Below are 22,679 nucleotides of genomic sequence, written 5' to 3'. Positions count from 1 at the left end.
AAGACTTTTTAAATGTCTTTGTGGCATTTTTTTGAGTAATTTTAGAAACACGCACTTATTTAACGATCATGATAAATTTGCATGAATGACTAATACAATGTACAAACTAACGTTATCAAGAAAAGGAGTGGTTATAATGGGAAGACAAAAAAAAGGAAACGCAAATGCCGAGCGTAATAAAAATGCAAAAAAATATGGAAAAGAAAATCATCCAGAAAATAAATTTGCATCTTATGCCGAGGGTGAAGCAGAAAAGATGAATAGTGAACAAAAATAGCGAGTAACGGAGGATAATTCATTGTTCGAATTTTGGACAGGTGGCGAAGCATTGCCTGTGTGGGGGTTTGTCATACGGGCAATTGTCGTCTATTCATATATATTTCTCATTGTTAAAGTGCTAGGTCAACGTTCTATGAGTTCAATTGATGCACTTGATTTTATATTTGGTGTCGTAATTGGGGACATCTTAGGAGAACCACTCACGGATGGTTCATTACCTTTAGCTGGCCCTGTCGGAGCCGCAGCAACGATAGCAGCCCTACATCTAGGTCTTTCCTATTTTGCGTTAAAGGCACCAAGATTCAGAAGAATTATTGAAGATGAACCATTATATTAATGAGGCACGGTGTTATTTTATATGAACAATTAAGAAAAGCGAAAATTACACTTGAAGCTTTTATGATGGATTTACGCTTGAAAAGTGCAAGTGATTTAACTGAAATTGATTATGCGATATTAGAAATGAATGGACAAATAAGCATTATAAAAAAGTCGAACTATGAAAGTGTCACGTTACGTGATATGAATGAAAGTAAAGTGTCAAAAGGTTATTCTTCAGTTCTAATTGAAGATGGTAGAATTATTGAAGCTAATGTAAAAAAGTACGGAACGATTAACTGGTTACATGATGAAATTCACAGACAAGGCTATGCAAATACTAAAGAGATTTTTGTCATGACAATTGATGAAGCGGGGCAAACATACATTAGTCCGAAAAAAATACCAGATTAAAGTATAAATGCGACGTTACTGCTTCCAAATGGTCTTATGAAACAAAGGAAGAAACAATCACTATCTTCATTCATGAATATCGTTGGGAAGAAATAAGAGCTGTAAGGGATTTGGTAAATTAATGGTTGGATAGACGTAAACCGGTTTGAAATACTAAAGGTAAGGAGGGGTTACATGAAAACGAGAAGTACAAAATCAAATTTTGCACAATTTCGTCCTGACCATTTAGGTACTCAGCCTGTTAAATCCAACTCCAACAATGGGAAGAAAATGAATACGAAAAGTTCAAAACAGCCTCATTATATCCCACCTAAAGGATAACAGTTATATAGGGGTAATCCATTGAATATTGGATTACCTACCTAATACAGCCTCTTAACTTACATTAAATACTCCAATTCATTACAAATCCTTTTCATTTCACACATTCTTCAAAAGATCTGCTAAAATTTCTTCGATATGATAAAATGTTAATTTGATGCGTCTTTATTAGCTCGTCAATGCATAAAACAACTAATAGGACGAGTAATGGGAGGGGAGAAACTAGGTTGAAACGGCGTCACATATTAACATTACTATTTATTATTTACATGATGGGTTTAGTTTATATTACGTTATTTGCATGGAATTATGGTGCTTCACTTGGGCCAGAAGGGCCAGGGGGGAGAAATTACAATTTGATTCCGTTTCGCAGTATTTATCGAATTTCAATGTTTAGTCCGACAATAATGGATCCGATTCGAATATTAATAGGGAATATTATCCTTTTTATCCCATTTGGGATTTTATTAGCTGCCATTTTCCCTAAATTACGCCATAGTGCTATAGTCATTCTATTTGGTTTTATGACATCATGTTGTATTGAAATTTGTCAATTTTTATTTACATATCGTGTAGCAAATATTGATGATGTTTTATTAAATACGTCTGGTACGCTAATCGGATATTATTTGTTTTCCGTATTGTATTTCGTTAGAAAGCGTGTCATTATTTATGTCAATTAGCTCAGGCAGAGAGCTTTTTTCTGCTTGTGTATTTATATAAACGGAAAAAGAAATAAACAAACGCTAAAAAAGCTCCGTAAAAGAGCATGATATGCAATAAATCTCTTGGCTCGTTTACGATGGAGTTTCCGACAACGGCGAATAAAATCATTGATGGCATTTTTCCTAATGAGGAAGCGATTGTGTACTGTAAAAACGAAACTTTACTTAATGAAGAATAAATGTTAACGATAATGGAAGGAATGATTGGGATCAAACGTGTAATGAAGATCGTCATAAATGCATTCCGTTCAAATAAAGTCGTTATTCTTGCTAAATGTTCATAGCGATAGAGCACTTTTCCCCAAGATCTCGATAGCCATAACGTACGAAGCTAAACATGATAATGGAGGCTAGAGAAGAGCCTGTCCATGTAATTAAACTTCCTAGTACTGGACCATAAGCTGCACCAAGGACACCGCCGACGAGGGATATGGATAATCGGGAATAAAGAAAATAATGTTGCGAGAATGGCAGTTGCCAAAATATAATCGGTCCCACCAGAGCGAATCCATTGTAAAAGTGATTCTCCATATCGATATATAAATATTCCTATTATGATGTATGCGAGTAATACGATTAGCTTTTTCATGAACATTTCAATCCTTTCGAAAACATAACGTATCTATTCTCTCATGTTTATAACGTTTTGTCTTTGAGAAAAAATAATTGTGACGGAAAGTTTAAAAAATCCATATTGATTATACAAAATGGGAAGGGAGAATTAGAAATTGAAAATAAGGTTATTTTGTTTAGTTATACTTGGTTTTGCTTTTGTCTTAATGTCGCCGTTAATGGTTTTTGGACATTCGTATGTATCCGAATCTGTACCTGAGGATGGTGCAGAAGTTGATGTTGTTGAAGAAATTAATTTAACATTTAATGCAGGTATTGAAAATGTTAGTACAGCAACTGTCATTGGTGAGCAAGGCGAAATTGATGGAAGGGTTGAAGTAAATAGTCCAGTTTTAACGATTTATTTTGACGAAGCATTACCGCCAGGCAGTTACGAAGTTCAATGGCAGGCACTAGGTGAAGATACACATACGACTGAGGGCATATTATCCTTTCATGTAGCTGAAACTGAAGAAGAAGTAGAAATAGTGGAAGAAACCATTGAAGAGGTTCCAAATCAAGCAATTGAAGAGGAAGCGGATCAAGAGAATGAAGGGGTCATTGAACAAGAAGAAATCACAGAAGAACTGTTTGAAGAAGACGAAGTTGGTGAATCAAAAGAGGATGGAAACTTTGCGATCCTATTCATTGGTCTAGCTGTACTAGTGGCGATCATTGTGATCGTGCTTCTTACAAAGAGGCGACGTTCATGATTGAAGCAATAACGAATTGGCTTTTGTATGGTAGTTTATCGTTTGTGATGGGATATACGATTTTACAAGCGATATCAACTGACCGACGACCTACTATACATGCAAAAACAATTTATCAAATTTCGCTATATATGATTCCAATTTTATTAATCGTTCCTGTCGTTAGGGTAATAAATGTGTTATATAGACAATTCGGCTTAACGGTGGGAGAAAGTATTCAAACCGTTTTATTTGAATATAATGTAGGACAATCGTGGTTTATTTCGAGCGTTATCTCGTTCATTCTAATTGTGTTAACGAAGAAGAACATGGGCTGGTTTCATGTCATTTTAGCAGGCTTGTTAATAGCGGTAACGAGCTGGTCGAGTCATGCAGCTTCGATAGAGGGATGGAGTGGTTTTCTTGGCAACTATATACACTTTTTAGCAGTTACCGTATGGATCGGGGTATTAGTTGTTGTTGCATGGTTTTCTTCCAATGAATCAATTCCACCTGCTTTTTTTAAATGGTTTTCATTCATTGCCGCATGTTCAGTATCGGCCATCATTTTATCTGGTTTTCTATTAATGGGTATTATTGTACCAGAGTACGTTCAATCTTGGCTTCTGACATATGGACAATTGCTGCTCATTAAACATCTGCTCTTTTTGCCGTTACTTGCATTCGGCCTTCATCATCTCTTGCTTGGTATGAGAGAAGAAGTGAAAAGTAGCTTAAAGGTGAAGAGATCGTTTAAAATTGAAGTAGTTATCGCGTTTATTATATTATTAATATCAGCCATTATGACGGAGCAAACGCCTCCGCATGAAGTTATACGAACGTTACAAACTGAATCGGTTACACCTATTATTCAATTATTCATAGGTGAGAATGCTCCTATAGGCGTAATTCATTTAGCACATTCTATAAGCGGCCTTTTATTCATGCTTGTAGCAATTGTTGCCTTTATAAATGGATGTTACCAATTGTTTAAAAACAAAAGTCTCCAATTGTCATTAGTTTCATATGGTGTGTTTGTATTAACGATTTATTTAAGCTTAATGATGTTTGTTCAAATTGGAGCGAACGAAGTAGATGAAAAAGTTTATCCAACCGTGAAAGATGCGATTATGCTAAATTACGAAGAAGCAGCGGAGTTGAGCATTTTGCAGGAACAGCTGTATGACGACGAACTTTTTGTTGTCTATACGGTAAACGATGATGATTTAGTGGCTGAACGTCTATTAAAGGTAGAAGGTGGTTACAAGCGTTTACCTGTAGCGATGTTAACAATAGGAGGAACGTCGGTAAGAGAAGAGGATCAAAAAATTAGAACGTTCCGCGTACAGAGCGGGAATTGGCATGATGACGATTTTACGTATACGTATGTCACGTTTGGCATGATCCAAGAGCCGCCAAATGTCGCTCGTGTTCAAATTCACTATGAAGGTGGTTCTTATATTGCGGAATTAGAGCAGGAAGTATTTCTAAATGTCACTTCAACCAATGAAGATTGGGACGATCAGCATCCGATTGATTTTCTTACAGATGATGGGACGGTCATTGAGACCTATGCTCGAAATGTTATGGAAGAAGGAGTGTATTGCCATTAGGCATACACTCTTTTTCAATGTTAACAGTCAAATAGTACAAACATCTTTCTTCACTGGAATCAAATTAAAATGGAACAGTTTGTAGAAGCGAAACGTATAGTATTTTTCTTACTAGCTAGAATGATGTATCATATTTAAGTAGAAACACTTTTGACTTAAACAGAATGATAACTATACGTTTTGCAAAGCTGTGAAACATTTATAGTAGAACAATCATAATCATATTTTCTTTTGAAAGAAGGTGAAAAAGCATGATCCAAGAAAAATTGACTAAAGAGCAACTAATGAATTTGTTAAAAGAAGTGGAAGAAGGAAAGCGAGATTGGAGAGAGGCAGACCTTTGGGAGTGGCTTAATATTGCTGAAACGTATGAGGATTTTCCGACACAATTACTTTCTAAGCTCTACATATGGTTGGCGAAATCACGTTTCAAACGAACAGGTTATGTAGATGCTATTACTTCGGAATGGTTAAAGGCAGCTGAACAATCAGAGGCGATTAGTGCAGAGGTAACAGACATTTACGTCGATCAGCTCTATTCAATGATGCGTCATTTACCTCTTCCACGGCGTTTCCAGCCAATCCGTGAAACAGATAATAGTGTAACAAAAAAAGAAACAGCTGGTACATATTTCAAAGCAATAACTGAATTTCAACAACAATTCACAAAGATGAAAGATGTTTGGGAAAGAATTAAAGACCGTGTGCTAGAACAACAGACGAATCAGGAGCAAATGAACATTGTAGCTGGAATGGAGAAACTTTATGAGTTAGAGGATATGTTTCAAAAACTAGAACGACGAACGAAACGTTATTTAGACTCATTACAAGGAATTTACCATTCTGTACAGTTATATGGCGAGTTGCTGAACTTGTTAAAGCAAATAGAGGCGTTTAGTAAGAAGTGGCATGCTTTATTGAATCCGATAACGAAAAACATCAAGAGAATGCGATTCATGAGCTTGAAAAAATGGTCGGCTTGAAAGAGATCAAGTATAGGATCAAAAAGCTTTATCAATATTTAGATTATCAGCAAGAACGATTGAAAAAGGGCTATCAAACAAAAGATGGGATCAACTTACACATGATTTTAACAGGAAATCCAGGTACAGGTAAGACCCATTTAGCCCGCCTTATTGCCAAAATCTATTATGAACTTGGGCTTTTAGAACGGCCTGATGTATTAGAAGTTGATCGTTCTCAATTAGTTGGTGCCTATGTTGGGCAAACAGAAGAGCAAACGATGAGGCTTATTGAACAGGCTAAAGGCGGAGTTTTGTTCATTGATGAAGCTTATAGCTTAAAGCGTTCAGGCGTTTCAGCAAATGATTATGGACAAGCGGCGATTGATACATTAGTAGCGGCTATGACTGGTCCAATGGATGGCTCGTTTGCTGTCATACTGGCAGGTTACCCTACGGAAATGCGTGCTTTTTTACGGGCAAACCCCGGTTTGCGAAGTCGATTCCCTGATCATAATATGTTACATATTGATGATTATTCAATACAAGAGCTATTAGAAATCGGTGAAAAAATTGCAATAGAAAATGATTTTCTGTTAACAAGTCAGGCTACATTTGAGCTGAAAAGACGACTTGAAAAAGCAAAGGTCGATGAATCATTTGGAAATGCTAGAACAACTAAAGCAATTATTCTTGAATCCATTTTTCAAAAAGGAGCAAATGTTTCCATTGATTCAGCAAAAAAGGATGACTTTGTTTTATTACACGCTGAGGATTTCCGTGAAGAACAGCAGCAAGGTAAAGGGAAAAGCGGTTTAGAAGAACTTAACGATATGATCGGTTTAGAGCAAGTAAAGGAAGAAATCCATGCACTTGCTTCCTTTGTACGTATCCAACAAAAACGCCGAGAAGAAGGGTTGCAAACTCTTCCATTAGAGCTTCACTCAGTTTTTACAGGCGAACCTGGAACTGGAAAAACAACCGTAGCAAAGCTATTCGCGAAAGTACTTAACGAGTTAGATCTATTAAAAAGAGGTCATGTCGTTGTTGTTAGTCGTGCGGACTTAGTTGCAGGCTATGTTGGACAAACCGCAGAAAAAACAAAAGAGAAGGTAAAGGACGCTTTAGGTGGGGTTTTATTTATAGACGAGGCATACGGATTGATTTCTGGTGGACTTGGTGATTTTGGTCTAGAGGCAATTCATACTCTCGTTTCAGAAATGACGGAACATGGAGATAATCTAGTTGTCATTTTAGCTGGTTATGAGAGAGAAATCGATTTACTTTTAGATAGCAATCCAGGTCTTCGTTCACGCTTTAAAAAATTTATCCATTTTCATCCTTACTCAACCGACGAATTATTGCAAATCATTCAAAAGAATGCAAATGATTCTGGCTATTTACTTGCCGCTGATGCAGAGGAAAAGATGAAAGAGATTTACATGAACAGCCAAATGGACATGCGAGATTTGCTGTTGACCTCTTTAAAAAAGCAGTCCAAGCACAATCGGTACGATTAAGTTCGTTAGATTCTTTAACAAAGGAAGCATTAATGACTATTACAGCAGCAGACATTTAATAATGAAAGGATGATTCGTTTGTATATTTCAAAAAAAGAAATTCAAATTTTATATGCCGATACAGATATGATGGGTGTGATTTATCATGCCAATTATTTAAAATACTTTGAGCTAGGACGTTCAAGCTTAATTGAGGAGATTGGTTATAGTTACGTTGAAATGGAGAATAGCGGTTATTTTGCACCGGTATATGATGTGCAGGCAACCTATAAAAAGCCAGTTCGTTATGGCGACCGAGCCTTCGTTCATACGTGGATAGATATGAATGATGGCATAAAAACAATTTACGGCTATGAAATCGTCAATGGTGATGGAGATGTTTGTGTCGAGGGGAAAACTACACATATTGTTGTGAAGAAAGATACATTTAGGCCCGTTGCTTTTAAAAAGGCGTTTCCTAAGTGGTATCAAAAATATGAGGAAATCAAAAAGTAAATTCGCATAAATGAAGCAAACCTTTCCATACTATATGTGAAACCAATTCATTGGAAAGGAAGATCTTTGTGGCCAAACCAGATAACCGAAACGACAATGTAGAAAAATTACAGCAGATGAAACGAAACACGCAGCACAATATAGAAGCGGCTGAAGAAGCGATTGCCCATACGAATATGCCACAAGAGCAAAAGCAAGAAGTAAGAGCTAAGAACCAGCGTCGTGAAGAAAGTATTGCAGCATTTGAAGCAGAAATGAAAGATGAAAAGCAAGCAAGGCAAAATGGCTATCGCGAACAATAATTAAAGTTCGTCAAAAAGTGTGATGCTCACGAAGAGTAGACACACTTTTTTGCTATTCTCAAAAGAAGTGAAATTCGTTTTTCTTAATAAGGACATATGCTATACTAAAAATCAAATAGAGAAAAGGGGAAGAATATGGCTTTTGGAATTTCTCGCTCACAACTAAAAGATTGGAAAAACAAGGCTCGTCGAGGTGAGATCGCTTTTTTGACACATTATTGGTTAGATGATCGTTTTCCAGATTGTGATTCAGTCACTAAAGTAGCCTGTACAAATAAAGATTCATTAATTAAATGGGGAAAGCAATACGGTTTAAAAGAACAATGGATTCATGAGCGTGAAGAGTTTCCTCATTATGATTTGCTTGGAGAAATACAGAGAGAAGTTTTAATGAAGGAAGGGCAATTTGATCAATTAAATCGACTAAAACGAAAGGATGAGATTTTTGAACATTAAACAGCAAGAAATTATTTCTGACCTACACACAAAGCCAGAAATTAGTCCTAAAGAAGAAATTCAAAATCGGGTACAATTTTTAAAAGATTATTTGTTACATACAGGTGCAAACGGTTATGTGTTAGGGATTTCTGGTGGACAAGACTCAACGTTAACTGGGAAGCTTGCACAATTGGCAATTGATCAATTAAATGCAGAAACATCAAAAACATACGTCTTTTATGCAGTGAGATTACCATACGGAGTTCAGCTGGATGAAGAGGATGCACAAGATGCACTTCAATTTATTCAACCAACAAAAACGTTTACTGTTAATATTAAATTGGCTGTTGATGCATCTATGAAGGCGTTTGAGCAAGCAACAGGAGAAATATTATCTAATTTTAATAAAGGAAATACGAAAGCACGTGAACGAATGAAAGCACAGTATGATATTGCTGCTCACTACGGATGTCTAGTCATTGGGACAGATCATGCTGCTGAAGCGATTACTGGTTTCTTTACGAAACATGGTGACGGTGCTTGTGATATAACGCCTATTTTTGGACTGAATAAACGACAAGGACAAGCGTTATTAAAGGAATTAGGTGCACCAGAGCATTTATATTTAAAAGCACCTACAGCTGATTTAGAGGATGATAAGCAGGATTACCTGATGAAGTTGCATTAGGGATGTCATATAATCAGTTAGATAATTATTTAGAAGGAAAAGAGTTAGCAGAAGAGCTGACAACACAAATAGAAGAACGTTATGTGAAAACGGAACATAAACGTCATCTTCCTGTTACAATTTATGACCAATGGTGGAAAGCGTAAGCAAATATAAGCTAACCATGAAAATCACTCATGGTTAGCTAAATGCTTTTCATGCTTGCTTTCTATGATCGTACCATTTAATGCTTGTGTCGCTAATTTATGTGCTTCCTTATTCTGATTCCGTTCAATGAAATGGTATTCTAATTTTAGATTAATTTTGTCAGCAAGATCATCAATTCGTTTTAACCAATTTTGGTAATTTTCCTCATAGCAAGGCCACTCCCCAGATGCTTGCTTGATAACAGTTAGTGAATCAGAATAAATAGGGAAGAGTTGATTTCTCAATTCAAGTTCTTCACATGTTTGTAAGCAACGATATAGTGCAGCATATTCTGCTTCATTATTGTCAGTAAGCAAATCTAACTGGTCATTTTGACGATGTCGCCATTTTTGTTGATTTTGTTCATAATAAATAACCCAACCAATTCCTGATGCAGCTGTATGTGGGTTAAACCCACCATCTATATACGCATGAGCATTCTGAGGAATGGTTTTTTGTTGATTTAAGAAGTTTTTCATATCCTTTATAGACCACGATGAATCATATTGGTCAATAACCTGATAAGACTTCATTCGTCCTGATTGTTGTAAATCCTGTAACAGATGGAATGCGGCTTCAATCGTTAACCAATCTGTTGCCATCTCGTATCGTTTTTTTGATTTATGGATTACATAAACCCATTCAATTTTTACTTTCATTAGTTCACTTCCTTTAATAGTGGTAACAATTGCATCGATATCTCTTTCATGTTAAGGTAAATTATCGAAATAATCTATTTTATTTAGTATATCTTTACGTATGTAGTATGAAATCATACTATAATAACCATACATTTGAGTAAAAAGGAGTAAGTATCCATGCCGATTAAAGTACCTGATCATTTACCAGCTAAAGAAATTTTAAATAATGAGAATATATTCGTTATGGATGAGAGTCGTGCTTATAGTCAAGATATTCGACCTTTGAAAATTGTGATATTAAATTTAATGCCTATTAAAGAAACAACAGAAACGCAATTATTACGTTTATTAGGAAATACTCCTCTCCAAGTTGAGGTTTCATTCTTACATCCAAGTACACACGTATCGAAAAATACTTCTCATGAACATTTAAAGGCTTTTTACAAAACGTTTGATGAGATTAAAATGGATAAATATGATGGAATGATCATTACAGGTGCTCCTGTTGAAATGTTAGAATTTGAGTATGTTAATTATTGGGAAGAATTGACGCACATAATGGAATGGAGTCAAAAGTATGTTACGTCTACTTTACACATATGTTGGGCCGCACAAGCTGGCTTATATTATCACTATGGTATTTCTAAATATCATCGAAAAGAGAAAATATTTGGCGTATTCTCGCATACAATTGAAAAACAAAATGTAAAGTTATTACGAGGCTTTGATGACGAATTTTTGGCACCACATTCACGCCATACAGATGTGAAAATAGAAGATATTGAAAAGGTTGACGATTTAGAAATTCTAAGCTTATCTGAAGAGGCTGGAGTGTATATTGTTGCTTCTAAAAACGGTAAACAGATTTTTGTGACCGGACATTCTGAATATGATGCCTGTACGCTGCGCGATGAATATGAACGTGATCGAGAAAAAGGATTAAATATCCAATTGCCAGAAAATTATTTTCCGGAAGATGACGAGCGTAATCAACCACGTTTGCGTTGGCGGGCCCATTCGAATTTATTGTTCTCAAATTGGCTTAACTATTATGTCTATCAAGAAACACCGTATAATTTAAGTAATGAATCTTAGTAACAGAGTATGATATAGATTCATACAAGCATCTTACTTTTCATATTTCCTGCTCATAATACGTAAGAACGTTTGCTTTTTATTTATTCATTGAATCACTTGATCTGAATAAAGAATAAAAAGCATACGTTTTTTTTCTTTAGGCAAACTATTAAAACGAGCACCAATGTTTTTAAGGTGAGGCGAGGTGTTTATAATGGAAAATGAAATGGAACAGTCCACGGTATTTTTAAATGGTACAGACGTTTTTTATCAGTATGCTAAAGCAAAAGGGGAACTAAAAGGAACGATGGTCCTGATCCATGGGTTTGTTTCTTCTTGCTATTGTTTCCGAAAAATAATTCCAAAATTACGAAAGCACTATAACATTTATGCACTCGATTTACCTGGTTTTGGCCGTAGTGGCAAACGAAAAGATTTTGAGTATTCATTTCATAATTATGCGAATGTTATTATTTCGTTTTGTCGATTGTTTGAATTACAAAAAGTGATTTTGGTTGGTCATTCAATGGGAGGGCAAGTTGCCTTATATACGGCTTTGAATCAGCCAGATTTAGTGGAAAAATTAATTTTAATGTCAAGCTCTGGCTATTTAAAAACGTGTGAAACGTTCCCTTATTTATGCATCGTATCTCCCATTTGCAAAATCGGTTATGAGGTATTGGTTTGAAAAAAGAGATTATAAGCAATCGCTATTTAATGTTGTGTATAATAAGAAGCTCATAGACCAAAACGCGGTCTTAGAGTATACACGTCCGTTTTCAGACGAACAATTTTTTGATGCGTTAATTGGTTTAATGCGGCATCGTGAGGGAGATTTAGCGAAAGAGGATTTACAAAAAATTAAGCACCCCGTCTTGCTAATATGGGGCGAAGAGGATCGTGTCATCCCAAAACGTATCGGAAAAAGATTGTCGATTGACTTACCTCGTGCTATTTATGTTTCTATAAAGAAGACCGGTCATTTAATTCCTGAAGAAAAACCAGAGCAAGTTGTTGAGCTAATAAATACGTTTATTGAACATCATACACCTGTTCATGAAAGCGTATAAGAGTTTATGCTATACTAGATATATCGTCCGTTCATGTTCGATGTATCTTTAGGAGGTGACTAAATGGATCCGCTTGATATTATGATGAATAAAGAGAAAATCAAACCTTACTTTCAAGCAGTAGTAAGTGCGGATAAGCAGTTGGTCATTGGCTATGAAGTAATTCCTAAATATCAGTCTGGTAATGATTTCATCTCTTTAGATTGGTTTTTTCAAGATTCAACGATTCCAGATGAGTATCGGTTAGAGCTATATGATTATATCCAAATGCTAGCATTTGAAGAGCTACAACGGGAAAAACAGTCCGTTATTTTGTATTTTCATTATGATGTTGAATTGTTAGTAAAAGACCAAGGTGAGACTTTTTTAAAAAGACTGTCAACATTTGAGAAAGACGGATTTAGCTATGATAACTTTGCAATACAATTTAAAAGTGATGAAATAGTGGATAAAGCAACTGAATATAAGCACTTCTTTTTTTATTTACAAAGCTTAGGGTTACGGATTGTTATTGAGGAATTGGGTCAATCAACAAGTTCTCTTGATCATATCGTCCAGTTGAAACCTAATGTCATTAAAACAAACGTGTCTTTTATTGATGAGGAGGAGTTACCTCATATGTTTGGTGAAGTCCATCAAACGTTATCCATTTTGTCAAGAAAAATTGGTGCAACGTTGTTATTTTCTGGAATTTCAAATTTTAATCAATTGAATTATGCATGGCGTAACGGTGGTAGATATTATCAAGGAGATTATATTCAAAGCCCCCGTGCCACCTTCGTTCCATTAGATTGCAGTACGGTTCGTCTAAGAAAGAGCTTTAATCATTTCTTGGTGTATGAACGGAGGAAAATTGAAGCTCAAGTTACATTAACAAATGAGTTAAATACAAAGTTACGCGAGTCTTTGAAACTATTATCAAATGATGATGCGTTTGATGAAATGTTAATGAAAGTGGCTCAAGAGTTCAATCAGTACGCTTTTCGCCTTTACATATGTAACGCAGAAGGTTTTCAACAATCATCAAATGCACAAAAAAACGAAAACAATGAATGGGTGCTTTTAGAAGAAGGGCGTTATAAAAATTGGAGCTGGCGTCCGTATTTTTTAGAAAATATCGTACGAATGAGCATTGAAAAGAAAGGGATATTATCTGATTTATACACCGATATTGAGCGAGATGAACGAATAAGAACGTATTCGTACCCGATATCAGATGAATTATATTTATTTTTAGATATTCCATATGATTATTTATTTGAACAGGAAGGATTGCTGTAGTCTGACCTTATTCGTAAGGTCAGACTTTTCTTTCATAGGGGAGGGATTTTTTGCAAGAAGGGGCTGCTTTTCGTTTAATGGCATATTTATTCTTTATCCATTCTACGATGACCATCATTGTCGGCTATATTCCAGTTTATTTTCAAGGGGAAGGCTTATCCAATTCAGAAGTAGGGCTCCTAATGGCTATTGGACCAATAGCGACAATCATAGCTCAACCGTTTTGGGGATATATGAGTGATAAATATAAAAGTATTAAAAGAATGCTGCTTATTGCAATAAGTGGTGTTATTTTATCGGCCTTTTTGTTTCTTTTTATAAGTTTCGTTTTTAGGTTTTATGATGATTATGTTTGTCCTTTTTCTATTTATTTCACCAACAACTGCTCTAGGGGATTCATTAGCACAGCAAACCGCCAAATTGTCACAACGCTTTAGCTTCGGACAAATTCGAATGTGGGGATCGTTAGGTTTTGGCATCACTTCGTTATGTATCGGTTATTTGTTTACGATTATCGGAGTAGAAAATATTATGTACCCGATGATGATTATGGCAACGGTTGCATTCTTGTTTGCCTTACATGTTCAAGATGTACCACAAGCAAATAAACCGGTAACGATTTTTGATGCTTTTAAGTTAAGCACAAACCCCATGCTGCTCTTGTTCTTGGCTTGTGTCGTTTTTATATCCATTACACATCGCTCTAATGATACGTATTTAGGGATCTATATTGTTGAACTTGGTGGACCTGAAGCACTTATTGGATGGGCATGGTTTATCGGAGTTACGACGGAGGCTGTTGTTTTTGCGACAAGCGGATACTGGCTTAAAAAATGGTCACCATTGACTTATGTTATTATAGCTGGATTTCTTTATGCATGTCGGTGGTTTATGTTAAGCTTATTAAGTGACCCTTGGCTTTTACTCCCTTTACAAGCTTTACACGGACTGACATTTGGATTACTTTATTTAACCGCGTTTCAATTTGTAAATCAATTAATTCCAAAGCATTTACAGGCAACTGGGCATGTGTTGTTTATAACGATTGTTTTTGGATTTTCTGGAATAATTGGTTCGTTATTAGGTGGTTATATTATTGATTTAACATCTATGAATCATCTATATTTTTTCAAATCAATTAGTGCGTTCGTAGGGGCATGTGCGTTAATTTGTTTTAAACAGTTATACGATCATAGAATGGACAATAGTACGAAAGCTGCTGTATCATAATGGAAATGTAGGAGGTTAGCTAATGAATATCGAAATAACTCAAAATGCAATTGATTTTATATTACAAACAGCGTTAAATGGAAAATGTATAAGAATTCGAGCATATGATACGTATGAGTGAAGTACGATAATCGCGTACGACCTTGTTCTGGATGAACGAGGAGAAGAGGATGAAGAATTCCGAGTAGGTAAGCTTTCATTTATTTATAACAGGAAAGCAGTAGAAGAAATTGGCGATTATGTGAAGATAGATTATGTCCAATCTCAAGGGTTTAAAATGATTAATGCGAATCAAACATTAGCATACGGCTTGTCGCTTAAAAAATCGTAACTAGAAAGCTGATATTTATGAGTGGGCACTAAAGAAAGCTGAATTTTCCGCTTTTTTTAGTGCCTCTATCATTATTTTTTTACAAAAAAGCCACCCACTTGCTTAATAAGTGGACTTACTTGATTGACTGTCTTAATCACATGATCTACCGTCTGTACGGTATGATTCATATCAAATTTCCCTTCTTCGTTTGTAAAGAACGATTTTATGAATGAAGGCTTTTTAGGTGTAGGGTTTTGCATGTGCGGCATATGATAATAAGGGGCTTGATAGCCATTAGGTTGTTGCTGCATATAAGCTTGTTGCTGGTACGGTGGTGGCATATGATTCATTGGTTGTTGATATGAGTGATGCTGAGTTTGAAAATGATGATGTGGATGTGTGTAAAATGGTGGTTTCATTTAAACTTAAACCTCCTATTCAATTGAAATTTGTTTACGGTTATGAGGAATTTGAATGGTTAATAGTCCATTTTTGTAAGAGGCCTTCACGTCTTGCTCTCGAAAAGAAAATGTACATAAAGAATGCGTTCTCTGACATGGGTAGATGCTCGTTGTTGAATTTGTCCTGATTGTTCATCATTAATAATGGTTTGTTCATTATTGATCACTTGAATGCGAATTGATTGGTTATGAATATCTAGCTTAATATGATTCTTCTTAATTCCTGGAAGTTCTATGTCAGCACGCCATTGTTCGTTGTCTTCAGAAATATAAACAGGAAATGATGGTTGGAATAATGGATTATCTTGAATATGTTGGTAGCTTTGTTGGAAAAATTCATCGATTGATTGTAAAAAATCTTGATAACCTTGGGGAAGCTTTTTAATCCAAGGCTGATTATCAGACATGTTTTTCACCTCATTTATAAATAGTAGCTACTTATAATGTATGTGTTATTTCACTAAAAGGTGATTGTAATATAATTGAAAAGGTGGTTGATTCGTTATGCGATACCCTGTTGTAGATTGCCACTGTGATGCGTTATTAAAATTATGGGAACAACCTTATAGGAATTTTCGAAATTCAGAAGAAATTGATAGTAACTATGAACGTTTAGTAGAGGGACATGTGAAGTTGCAATTTTTTGCTATCTTTGTCGAACCGTGGATTAAACAGGAGCAGAAATTTCAGGTTGTAATAGAGCAAATTGATCATTTTTATAAGAGTGTATTAGTACAACCGAAAATACGCCATATTAAAAATTGGGAGGACATCAATTCTCTTCAAGAAGGAGAAATTGGTGCCGTTTTAGCATTAGAAGGTGTAGATGCGATAGGGGATGATATAACGAAATTATCGTTGTTGCGACACCTTGGTGTCTTATCGGTCGGTTTAACATGGAATCAAGCTAATTTAGTAGCTGATGGCGTCGATGAAGATCGTGGTGCTGGATTAACAAACTTTGGAAGAGAGGTCGTACAGTTTCTCAATGAACACAAACTATTAACGGATGTATCTCATATAAGTGTAAATGGATTTTGGGATGTTATGGAATTAGCTCATAAACCACTTGCGAGTCATTCAAATGCTAAGGCTCTTTGTTCACATCAAAGAAATTTAAATGATGATCAGATCCGTGCATTAGTAAAAAAGGAAGGCTTTATCGGACTCGTTTTTCATCCTTTATTTTTAATGAATGATGGTAAGGCGACGATTGAGCACATCGTTGATCATATTGATCATTTTTGTGCACTTGGGGCACGTAACTATATTGGATTCGGCTCCGATTTTGATGGTATCTCATCTTATGTAGAGCATTTGCGTCATAGTGGTCACTTTGTTTACTTAGGAGAACAATTAGAAAAGCATTATTCCTCATCGTTTGTTAAACAGCTCATGTACGAGAACGCTTTTGCATTTTTTAACAGATAAGAAGGAAAAAATGATCGAAAAATCTGATAAGAGAGACGTTTCATACGTTTTTCTTATCAGCAAAACGCATTTTTGCGGACTTCTTATTGGAAATTCGTTATACTAATGAACGAAAAGTGAGGTGAGGATGTTGAATATTACCGATCAAGCAAAAGAATTTATATTGCATACAATGAAAGAGCATCAAATGAATACCATTCGTGTTGTTTTGGCTGGTATGGGCTGAGGGGCTCCTAAATTAGGACTAGCTCTGGATGAGCCAGCAGAAACAGATATTATAAAAGACGTAAATGGAATTGAAGTTGCGTTCGAAGCCGGTGTTGTCGATTTTGTTTCTAACATAACATTAGACATTGAGAAGTCGGAAGCTGGTGAAGGTTTGGTAATTGTCGGAAACAATTTTAGCTGTTAATAATAAGGTCGATAGATTTCTGTGATTATGAAATCAGTCGACCTTATTTTTACATATTTTTTGAAATGTATAGAATTATTTCGTCTAAAGACTTGCAATAGTTGGATTTATAACGTTAAGTGATTTTAACATTTTACAATTTTGCCTATCTATCCTATATCATAGTAAGTGTTCAATGTGAAACCTTGTTCCTATATATGTTACACTTGCAATAGATTTTCTTTGAAGGGATGATAAAGACATGAAAAAGTTCGTTACGTTAGCTATTTCAGCAGGCATAGCCCTCACGCTAGTCGCATGTGGAGGAGATAATGCTAATGAAGAAGTAGACACGGATGCAGTACAAAATGATTCAGGACAAACTTTTGATTTAGGCATAAATGAGGAAGATATTCCGGAGGTAATAGGAACGGTTAATGGGCAAGAGCTGGATCGAGATTTGTTTCTTGCTTTATTACAACAGGAAGCAAATGATTTATTAATGCAAGGTGTTGAATTAAATAGTGACGAGGCTAAACAATATATGGAGCAAGCGAAGCAGACCTATTTGGAGAAATTGGTAGGTGAGTTGATTATTATTCAGGCAGCTGAAGAAGAAGGAATTTCAGCGAGTGACGAAGAGGTAGAAGAAGAGATTTCAACGTATTTAGAGACAATTCAAATGGAAGAATCTGAAATGGTTGAAATACTAGACGCACAAGGATTATCGATGGATGATGTTCGAGAAGACTTTGTTGATCTTGTGATTCGGGCAAAATATATCGATGAGCACATTACTACTCCAGAAGTGACAGAGGAAGAAATTGAAACGACTTACCAGGAATGGATTGCAAATGTTGCGGTACAAGAAGGTGAAGAGGTACCAACAATAGATGATTTTCGTGAAGACATTAAACGAATGTTACAATCACAGAAAGAACAGGAACAATTAAATGAGTTAATTGAGGAGTTAATAGAAAAGAGTGAAATTGAACGATTTATTTAAATATGATAGGGTGCCCTGTAATTGGGCACTCTTTTTTAGGTTTCCTTTATTTTTTATGTAGCCCTTTCATGGACTAATTTCTTGAAGTTAAAATTAATAGTTGCCGTTTATAACCATTCTCCTATAAACTAGAGGTAGGAATTTAGTTTCGGTAAATGGAGGAATAGCTATGGAAAAAAGCAATATTTTGCTAGAAACAGGAACAAATGAACTAGAAATTATCCTTTTCACGGTCGGGAATGGGACGTTTGGGATAAATGTCCTAAAGGTGCGAGAGATCATTAACCCATTACCGATTACAGAGACTCCAAATGAACATGAACATGTAGAGGGTGTTATTCGACTGCGTGAAGAAGTGATTCCTGTAATCGATTTATCAAAAGTGTTAAATGCACCACCTTCTGAAAAACCACAAGAAGATAAGCTCATTATTGCAGAGTTAAATAAACTAAAGGTAGCCTTTCATGTCCATAGCGTATCAAGGATTCATCGTATTTCTTGGGAACAAATTGAGAAGCCGAGTGAGCTGTCACAAGGCTCCACTCAAACAATTGGTATTGTGAAAATGGAAAACGTAATGCCGCTACTGCTTGATTTCGAAAAAATTGTTGTCGATATAAATCCTGTTTCTGGATTAAGCGTTGAGAAAGTAAAAGCAATGGGACCTAGGATGCGCTCTAAGAAGAAAATATTAGTTGCCGAAGATTCACCTATGTTGAGAAAATTGTTGCACGATACATTATCAGAGGCAGGTTACGAAAGCTTACAATTTTTTGAAAATGGGAAAATGGCGTGGGAGTATTTGGAGTTATTAGCAAAGGAAAATGAAGAAGATATTAACAAAAGAATAAACGCTATTATAACAGATATAGAAATGCCACAAATGGATGGTCATCATTTAACGAGAAGAATAAAGGAGACACCAGAACTAAAACATTTACCTGTCATCATCTTCTCATCACTGATTACTAATGACTTATTTCATAAAGGTGAAAGTGTGGGGGCATCAGCTCAAATAAGTAAACCTGAGATTGTATTATTAGTTGAAACATTAGACGAGTTATTAAACTAAAAAGCTCACAAAAAAATGCGAACCAATTCATTGGTTCGTTTCAGCCTGTCGACAAAGTCTCGCAAAAAGCGAGACAGGCGACAGGTTTTTTTATTGCCAGGAAATCGTCCTCCGACCACGCTACCGGATGGGGGGCACGCTTTGGCAGCAGGGCGTTGAACTAACCGGCACGCCGGTGGATTTCAACCTGCTCTTTCCTCCTTCAGGAGTCGGCCCTCCCATCCCGTCCGCTTTGTATAGTGCCAAAAAGGAAATTGGCTTCTCCTCAAATAAGAGACAGAAGTATTAGATCAGGCGTTTTTTTTCATTAATTAAACGTTTAGTATTGGATATTCCAAAAAGTTTACATACGATCTTCTTTTTTAAGAGCTTGTATGATGACTTTTTTTGTTGTTTATCAATAAGCTATTTTATTAAAAAAGTGGGTATAATAAATGGTTTTTTGTTTCGTACTCATTGTTCAAACTCCTTTTTTTTATATATTATGACATAAGGAAAAAAAGTTTACTTAAAGCAACATTTTAGGCGAATGATTAGACAAATGGGACCTATCATTGTTATGATGTATACATCGTACGTGTAGGGAGTGAAGTCCATTGAATATAGAGGTAACAAAACCAGCAATCCAATGGTTTAAAGATGAATTTGATTTAAATAAAGAACATCCGTATATTCGAATATTTGCTCGTTATGGCGGATGTGGTTCATTGCAGAGTGGTTTTTCTTTAGGGATCAGTGCAGAACGTCCAAATAAAATCGGAGCGAAAACAGAAGTTGATGGAATTATCTTTTATATTGAGGAACAGGACTTATGGTACTTTGATAACCATCATCTTAAAGTGAAATACAGTCGCAAGCATCAAGAAATTGAATTCGTATACGAGCAGTCAAATTAAAGAACATACAGAACAATATATAAGTATAGAAAGCAGGTATACATATGGAAAAAGCAACATTTGCCGGTGGTTGTTTTTGGTGTATGGTGAAGCCGTTCGACGAGCTTCCGGGAATTATAAAAGTTGAATCAGGGTATATGGGTGGAAATGTTCAAAACCCGACCTATGAACAAGTGAAAACAGGTACAACTGGTCATTACGAAGTCGTGCAAATTACGTATGATCCAACTTTATTTTCATATAAACAGCTATTAGAATTGTATTGGCCGCAAATTGATCCAACTGATCCGGATGGTCAGTTTCATGATCGAGGCCCACAATATCGAACTGCGATTTTTTATCATACGGAAGAACAAAAGCTTCTTGCCGAAAAATATAAAAAAGAAATTGAAAACAGTAATCGATTTTCTAAACCAATAGTAACAAAAATCATCGAAGCAGATACTTTTTATTTGGCAGAGGATTATCACCAAGATTTTTATAAGAAGAATCCAAAAGAGTACGAAACAGATAGAACGCTATCTGGAAGAGATTCATTTATTGCTGAAAATTGGAAAAAAGATTGAAGTAACAAAGTCACTTAGGGAACTGGATTTTCCTTGAGTGACTTTTTTGATTATGCAGAACGATTGATTGTTTTTCGAGTATTTAATGGTATCTGTGCCGTTTGGTGGTTTTGTAGAATAGTGGAAAAATCCAGCTATGAATATGTGAAAATATGAAATAATATGATAAAAAGCTGCACTAATTCGGTTAGATTTTGGTATACTATTAGTAAGAAAAGGGGGGAGATAAAATGAAACTTAAACAACTATGGACTGGAACAATGATCTTCTCTCTAACATTAATCGTTTGTGCATTAACAGTAATTCTCATCGTCCATCAATGGACACATACGGAAGCGGGTCGAGTCCCTCCTAAAACAGCTGTAATTTTACAGGCAGTCAATCAGAATTTAGTAACACCAGATATGAATGTGCCGCAATTTTTAACTTCTTCAGGACCGGCACGATTTACGAGTGAATACATTGAAATTCCTGTATCAGATGGAGAAACAATTATGAGTAAAATGTATAGACCGATTGAAGGGGATTCCCATCCAATTATTCTTTATTATCATGGTGGAGCCTTCATGGAAGGTTACGGTGACATTGAAACACATGATAATATTGTACGGGCATTAGCTGCACGAACAAATAGCATTGTGATTGCTGTAGGTTATCGTGTCGCTCCAACATATCCGTATCCGACTGCAATAGAAGATAGCTACGATGCGTTAAACTGGGCATATTTGAATGCGTTCTCATTTGGGGGAGATTCTAATCGGATTTCTGTTGTTGGTGATAGTGCGGGTGGAAATATTGCAACGGTTGTTTCGTTAATGGCACGTGACCGGAATGGTCCAGAAATTCAATCTCAAGTCTTGTTTTATCCGTTAACAACATTCCAAGACATCGAATTCGAGTCGAGATTGCAATATGATAGCGGCTATTATTTATTATCTCGAAATGTCATGATGCAAGCACGTGACACGTATACACCTCATGAGGTGCTTTGGAGTGATGCATATACCTCTCCGCTTAATGCACAGCTTGAAGACTTACCGCCGACCCTGATTATAACAGCAGAATTTGATCCATTACGCGATGAAGGAGAGGAATATGCAAAAAAATTAGCTGAGAGTGGTGTTCCTGTCGTGCATTATCGTTACAATGGTGTCATGCACGGGTTTGTTTCATTTTATGAGATCATGTATCGGGGAAATCATGCATTAGCTGAAGCTGCTTTATTTTTAAGAACATCTGATCAAATCACAGATGATACGTATCAATTTCACGTATTTGATGGTGGAACAAATGTGAGAGTTCAATTACGTGAAGAAGCTGAGGCTTACGCAATTGGAAGCTTTTTAATTGGTAAGCAAGTAGTGAAACTCTTTTCTAGCTTGTTTGAATAAAAATATATATAAATATATGGCAGACCGGAGACAAAACGCCTTTGAGAAGTTGATTCTCAAAGGCGTTATTACGTTATTTCGTCTATTTACTGCTGTATATCCAGTGCCAGTTGGCTTTTTTAGCTTCATGTCTGCCGACCGTCTCGCTTTTGCGAGACTTTGTCGACAGACTAAAAAAGGGAGGCCAAAAATGTACCTACCTTTTACTTTCTATCAAGAAGGTATTCGCATCATTATAAATCTATGATCTTTATCTAATCTTTACGTGTTTCTGTTATAATATAAAGG

At 35.8% G+C, this 22,679-nt stretch carries 29 protein-coding genes and 2 pseudogenes; 26 read left to right on the top strand and 5 right to left on the bottom strand.

The genetic code is table 11. From position 1 onward, the window contains the following. Positions 1–136 precede the first annotated feature (136 nt). From JCM19034_RS22165 to JCM19034_RS03265, 5 genes are all read left to right on the top strand, one after another. A complete protein-coding gene (locus tag JCM19034_RS22165; RefSeq protein WP_197276332.1) occupies positions 137–277 on the top strand; it encodes a hypothetical protein in 141 nt (46 codons plus the stop codon). Between the two features lie 21 nt (positions 278–298). Continuing rightward, the gene (locus JCM19034_RS24560; RefSeq protein WP_370621792.1) at positions 299–616 is read left to right on the top strand and encodes a hypothetical protein; all 318 of its coding nucleotides are present in this window, start codon (positions 299–301) and stop codon (positions 614–616) included. Beyond that, on the top strand, positions 616–1,011 hold the full coding sequence (locus tag JCM19034_RS24555; protein WP_370621791.1) for a DUF421 domain-containing protein: 396 nt from the start codon (positions 616–618) through the stop codon (positions 1,009–1,011). Before JCM19034_RS24560 ends, JCM19034_RS24555 begins: the two co-directional genes overlap by 1 nt. A gap of 174 nt (positions 1,012–1,185) precedes the next feature. Further along, positions 1,186–1,332: an acid-soluble spore protein N gene (locus tag JCM19034_RS03270; protein WP_062047235.1), complete on the top strand. Its 147-nt coding sequence runs from the start codon at positions 1,186–1,188 to the stop codon at positions 1,330–1,332. Between the two features lie 227 nt (positions 1,333–1,559). Further along, on the top strand, positions 1,560–2,015 hold the full coding sequence (locus JCM19034_RS03265) for a VanZ family protein (RefSeq protein WP_231686781.1): 456 nt from the start codon (positions 1,560–1,562) through the stop codon (positions 2,013–2,015). Position 2,016: 1 nt separating this feature from the next. On the opposite strand, the gene JCM19034_RS24550 is transcribed toward JCM19034_RS03265, so the two are convergent. Beyond that, on the bottom strand, positions 2,017–2,352 hold the full coding sequence (locus JCM19034_RS24550) for a TVP38/TMEM64 family protein (protein WP_370621790.1): 336 nt from the start codon (positions 2,350–2,352) through the stop codon (positions 2,017–2,019). Further along, positions 2,328–2,555 carry a hypothetical protein gene (locus tag JCM19034_RS24545; protein WP_370621789.1) on the bottom strand — a complete coding sequence of 76 codons (228 nt, stop codon included), beginning with the start codon at positions 2,553–2,555 and terminating at the stop codon, positions 2,328–2,330. Before JCM19034_RS24545 ends, JCM19034_RS24550 begins: the two co-directional genes overlap by 25 nt. Positions 2,556–2,785: 230 nt before the next feature. Here JCM19034_RS24545 and JCM19034_RS03255 point away from each other — a divergent pair, with 230 nt between their 5' ends. The 9 genes and pseudogenes from JCM19034_RS03255 (at position 2,786) to nadE (ending at position 9,525) form a co-directional block, all read left to right on the top strand. Next, positions 2,786–3,382, top strand: a complete 597-nt coding sequence (locus tag JCM19034_RS03255; protein WP_062047233.1) for a copper resistance protein CopC — start codon at positions 2,786–2,788, stop codon at positions 3,380–3,382. Beyond that, complete coding sequence (locus tag JCM19034_RS03250) at positions 3,379–4,974, top strand: copper resistance D family protein (RefSeq protein ID WP_062047231.1); 1,596 nt, start codon at positions 3,379–3,381, stop codon at positions 4,972–4,974. Before JCM19034_RS03255 ends, JCM19034_RS03250 begins: the two co-directional genes overlap by 4 nt. A gap of 251 nt (positions 4,975–5,225) precedes the next feature. After that, complete coding sequence (locus JCM19034_RS03245) at positions 5,226–5,957, top strand: hypothetical protein (RefSeq protein WP_062047229.1); 732 nt, start codon at positions 5,226–5,228, stop codon at positions 5,955–5,957. Continuing rightward, positions 5,945–7,456 (top strand): AAA family ATPase, encoded by a 1,512-nt coding sequence (locus JCM19034_RS03240; protein ID WP_370621806.1) that lies wholly within the window; start codon positions 5,945–5,947, stop codon positions 7,454–7,456. The genes JCM19034_RS03245 and JCM19034_RS03240 overlap by 13 nt, the downstream gene beginning before the upstream one ends. Then, positions 7,447–7,515, top strand: a pseudogene (locus JCM19034_RS24540) (hypothetical protein); the annotation flags it as partial. The gene JCM19034_RS03240 and the pseudogene JCM19034_RS24540, both read left to right, overlap by 10 nt. A gap of 19 nt (positions 7,516–7,534) precedes the next feature. Next, positions 7,535–7,951, top strand: a complete 417-nt coding sequence (locus JCM19034_RS03235) for a thioesterase family protein (protein WP_062047224.1) — start codon at positions 7,535–7,537, stop codon at positions 7,949–7,951. Positions 7,952–8,019: 68 nt separating this feature from the next. Continuing rightward, positions 8,020–8,253, top strand: a complete 234-nt coding sequence (gene tlp / locus JCM19034_RS03230; RefSeq protein WP_082393701.1) for a small acid-soluble spore protein Tlp — start codon at positions 8,020–8,022, stop codon at positions 8,251–8,253. A 135-nt stretch (positions 8,254–8,388) separates the two neighbouring features. After that, positions 8,389–8,709, top strand: coding sequence for a hypothetical protein (locus JCM19034_RS03225; protein WP_062047222.1), 321 nt, complete (start codon positions 8,389–8,391; stop codon positions 8,707–8,709). Continuing rightward, a pseudogene (nadE, locus tag JCM19034_RS03220) lies at positions 8,690–9,525 on the top strand (ammonia-dependent NAD(+) synthetase). The gene JCM19034_RS03225 and the pseudogene nadE overlap by 20 nt, the downstream one beginning before the upstream one ends. Positions 9,526–9,549: 24 nt before the next feature. Here nadE and JCM19034_RS03215 read toward each other — a convergent pair. Next, positions 9,550–10,224, bottom strand: a complete 675-nt coding sequence (locus JCM19034_RS03215; RefSeq protein ID WP_062047220.1) for a reverse transcriptase-like protein — start codon at positions 10,222–10,224, stop codon at positions 9,550–9,552. Between the two features lie 159 nt (positions 10,225–10,383). Between JCM19034_RS03215 and metA the strand changes: the two genes are divergently transcribed. The 6 genes from metA to JCM19034_RS03195 all read left to right on the top strand — a co-directional run bounded on the left by metA (position 10,384) and on the right by JCM19034_RS03195 (position 14,864). Next, positions 10,384–11,301 (top strand): homoserine O-succinyltransferase, encoded by a 918-nt coding sequence (metA, locus tag JCM19034_RS03210; RefSeq protein WP_062047219.1) that lies wholly within the window; start codon positions 10,384–10,386, stop codon positions 11,299–11,301. Positions 11,302–11,497: 196 nt separating this feature from the next. After that, positions 11,498–11,971 carry an alpha/beta fold hydrolase gene (locus tag JCM19034_RS22760; protein WP_231686780.1) on the top strand — a complete coding sequence of 158 codons (474 nt, stop codon included), beginning with the start codon at positions 11,498–11,500 and terminating at the stop codon, positions 11,969–11,971. Continuing rightward, the gene (locus tag JCM19034_RS22755) at positions 11,955–12,353 is read left to right on the top strand and encodes an alpha/beta fold hydrolase (RefSeq protein WP_231686779.1); all 399 of its coding nucleotides are present in this window, start codon (positions 11,955–11,957) and stop codon (positions 12,351–12,353) included. The genes JCM19034_RS22760 and JCM19034_RS22755 overlap by 17 nt, the downstream gene beginning before the upstream one ends. Before the next feature lie 63 nt (positions 12,354–12,416). Further along, a complete protein-coding gene (locus JCM19034_RS03200; protein WP_062047216.1) occupies positions 12,417–13,634 on the top strand; it encodes an EAL-associated domain-containing protein in 1,218 nt (405 codons plus the stop codon). Between the two features lie 50 nt (positions 13,635–13,684). Beyond that, the gene (locus JCM19034_RS23900; RefSeq protein ID WP_269431652.1) at positions 13,685–14,071 is read left to right on the top strand and encodes an MFS transporter; all 387 of its coding nucleotides are present in this window, start codon (positions 13,685–13,687) and stop codon (positions 14,069–14,071) included. Next, positions 13,974–14,864 (top strand): MFS transporter, encoded by an 891-nt coding sequence (locus tag JCM19034_RS03195; RefSeq protein ID WP_370621788.1) that lies wholly within the window; start codon positions 13,974–13,976, stop codon positions 14,862–14,864. Before JCM19034_RS23900 ends, JCM19034_RS03195 begins: the two co-directional genes overlap by 98 nt. A 402-nt stretch (positions 14,865–15,266) precedes the next feature. Here JCM19034_RS03195 and JCM19034_RS03190 read toward each other — a convergent pair whose 3' ends face one another. Together JCM19034_RS03190 and JCM19034_RS03185 are read right to left on the bottom strand one after the other, a co-directional pair. Then, positions 15,267–15,596: a YppG family protein gene (locus tag JCM19034_RS03190; protein ID WP_062047214.1), complete on the bottom strand. Its 330-nt coding sequence runs from the start codon at positions 15,594–15,596 to the stop codon at positions 15,267–15,269. An 86-nt stretch (positions 15,597–15,682) separates the two neighbouring features. After that, on the bottom strand, positions 15,683–16,045 hold the full coding sequence (locus JCM19034_RS03185; protein ID WP_062047212.1) for an Hsp20/alpha crystallin family protein: 363 nt from the start codon (positions 16,043–16,045) through the stop codon (positions 15,683–15,685). A 97-nt stretch (positions 16,046–16,142) separates the two neighbouring features. On the opposite strand from JCM19034_RS03185, the gene JCM19034_RS03180 reads away from it, so the two are divergent. From JCM19034_RS03180 to JCM19034_RS03155, 6 genes are all read left to right on the top strand, one after another. Next, complete coding sequence (locus JCM19034_RS03180) at positions 16,143–17,069, top strand: dipeptidase (RefSeq protein WP_062047210.1); 927 nt, start codon at positions 16,143–16,145, stop codon at positions 17,067–17,069. Between the two features lie 653 nt (positions 17,070–17,722). Further along, entirely contained in the window at positions 17,723–18,466 is a 744-nt protein-coding gene (locus JCM19034_RS03175) for a SurA N-terminal domain-containing protein (protein WP_062047208.1), read from the top strand. A 169-nt stretch (positions 18,467–18,635) separates the two neighbouring features. Beyond that, entirely contained in the window at positions 18,636–19,538 is a 903-nt protein-coding gene (locus JCM19034_RS03170) for a chemotaxis protein (RefSeq protein ID WP_062047206.1), read from the top strand. Between the two features lie 596 nt (positions 19,539–20,134). Then, a complete protein-coding gene (locus JCM19034_RS03165; protein ID WP_062047204.1) occupies positions 20,135–20,434 on the top strand; it encodes a HesB/YadR/YfhF family protein in 300 nt (99 codons plus the stop codon). Between the two features lie 44 nt (positions 20,435–20,478). Continuing rightward, positions 20,479–21,000 (top strand): peptide-methionine (S)-S-oxide reductase MsrA, encoded by a 522-nt coding sequence (gene msrA / locus JCM19034_RS03160; RefSeq protein WP_062047202.1) that lies wholly within the window; start codon positions 20,479–20,481, stop codon positions 20,998–21,000. 230 nt (positions 21,001–21,230) lie between these two features. Then, the gene (locus tag JCM19034_RS03155) at positions 21,231–22,391 is read left to right on the top strand and encodes an alpha/beta hydrolase (RefSeq protein WP_062047199.1); all 1,161 of its coding nucleotides are present in this window, start codon (positions 21,231–21,233) and stop codon (positions 22,389–22,391) included. Positions 22,392–22,679: the final 288 nt, after the last annotated feature.

This window comes from Bacillus sp. JCM 19034 (assembly GCF_001310635.1).
Taxonomy (GTDB): Bacteria; Bacillota; Bacilli; order Bacillales; family Bacillaceae_D; genus Halalkalibacter.
This window is presented reverse-complemented; position numbering and strand designations above follow the sequence as displayed.

What these genes read in the sequence shown, in the direction of transcription:
- JCM19034_RS22165 (WP_197276332.1), top strand. Translation starts at nt 137, where the DNA reads ATGGGAAGACAAAAAAAAGGAAACGCAAATGCCGAGCGTAATAAAAAT.
- JCM19034_RS24555 (WP_370621791.1), top strand. Translation starts at nt 616, where the DNA reads ATGAGGCACGGTGTTATTTTATATGAACAATTAAGAAAAGCGAAAATT.
- JCM19034_RS03270 (WP_062047235.1), top strand. Translation starts at nt 1,186, where the DNA reads ATGAAAACGAGAAGTACAAAATCAAATTTTGCACAATTTCGTCCTGAC.
- JCM19034_RS03250 (WP_062047231.1), top strand. Translation starts at nt 3,379, where the DNA reads ATGATTGAAGCAATAACGAATTGGCTTTTGTATGGTAGTTTATCGTTT.
- JCM19034_RS03245 (WP_062047229.1), top strand. Translation starts at nt 5,226, where the DNA reads ATGATCCAAGAAAAATTGACTAAAGAGCAACTAATGAATTTGTTAAAA.
- JCM19034_RS03240 (WP_370621806.1), top strand. Translation starts at nt 5,945, where the DNA reads ATGGTCGGCTTGAAAGAGATCAAGTATAGGATCAAAAAGCTTTATCAA.
- JCM19034_RS03225 (WP_062047222.1), top strand. Translation starts at nt 8,389, where the DNA reads ATGGCTTTTGGAATTTCTCGCTCACAACTAAAAGATTGGAAAAACAAG.
- JCM19034_RS03215 (WP_062047220.1), bottom strand. Translation starts at nt 10,224, where the DNA reads ATGAAAGTAAAAATTGAATGGGTTTATGTAATCCATAAATCAAAAAAA.
- metA (WP_062047219.1), top strand. Translation starts at nt 10,384, where the DNA reads ATGCCGATTAAAGTACCTGATCATTTACCAGCTAAAGAAATTTTAAAT.
- JCM19034_RS22760 (WP_231686780.1), top strand. Translation starts at nt 11,498, where the DNA reads ATGGAAAATGAAATGGAACAGTCCACGGTATTTTTAAATGGTACAGAC.
- JCM19034_RS22755 (WP_231686779.1), top strand. Translation starts at nt 11,955, where the DNA reads ATGAGGTATTGGTTTGAAAAAAGAGATTATAAGCAATCGCTATTTAAT.
- JCM19034_RS03200 (WP_062047216.1), top strand. Translation starts at nt 12,417, where the DNA reads ATGGATCCGCTTGATATTATGATGAATAAAGAGAAAATCAAACCTTAC.
- JCM19034_RS03195 (WP_370621788.1), top strand. Translation starts at nt 13,974, where the DNA reads ATGATGATTATGTTTGTCCTTTTTCTATTTATTTCACCAACAACTGCT.
- JCM19034_RS03190 (WP_062047214.1), bottom strand. Translation starts at nt 15,596, where the DNA reads ATGAAACCACCATTTTACACACATCCACATCATCATTTTCAAACTCAG.
- JCM19034_RS03185 (WP_062047212.1), bottom strand. Translation starts at nt 16,045, where the DNA reads ATGTCTGATAATCAGCCTTGGATTAAAAAGCTTCCCCAAGGTTATCAA.
- JCM19034_RS03180 (WP_062047210.1), top strand. Translation starts at nt 16,143, where the DNA reads ATGCGATACCCTGTTGTAGATTGCCACTGTGATGCGTTATTAAAATTA.
- JCM19034_RS03175 (WP_062047208.1), top strand. Translation starts at nt 17,723, where the DNA reads ATGAAAAAGTTCGTTACGTTAGCTATTTCAGCAGGCATAGCCCTCACG.
- JCM19034_RS03170 (WP_062047206.1), top strand. Translation starts at nt 18,636, where the DNA reads ATGGAAAAAAGCAATATTTTGCTAGAAACAGGAACAAATGAACTAGAA.
- msrA (WP_062047202.1), top strand. Translation starts at nt 20,479, where the DNA reads ATGGAAAAAGCAACATTTGCCGGTGGTTGTTTTTGGTGTATGGTGAAG.
- JCM19034_RS03155 (WP_062047199.1), top strand. Translation starts at nt 21,231, where the DNA reads ATGAAACTTAAACAACTATGGACTGGAACAATGATCTTCTCTCTAACA.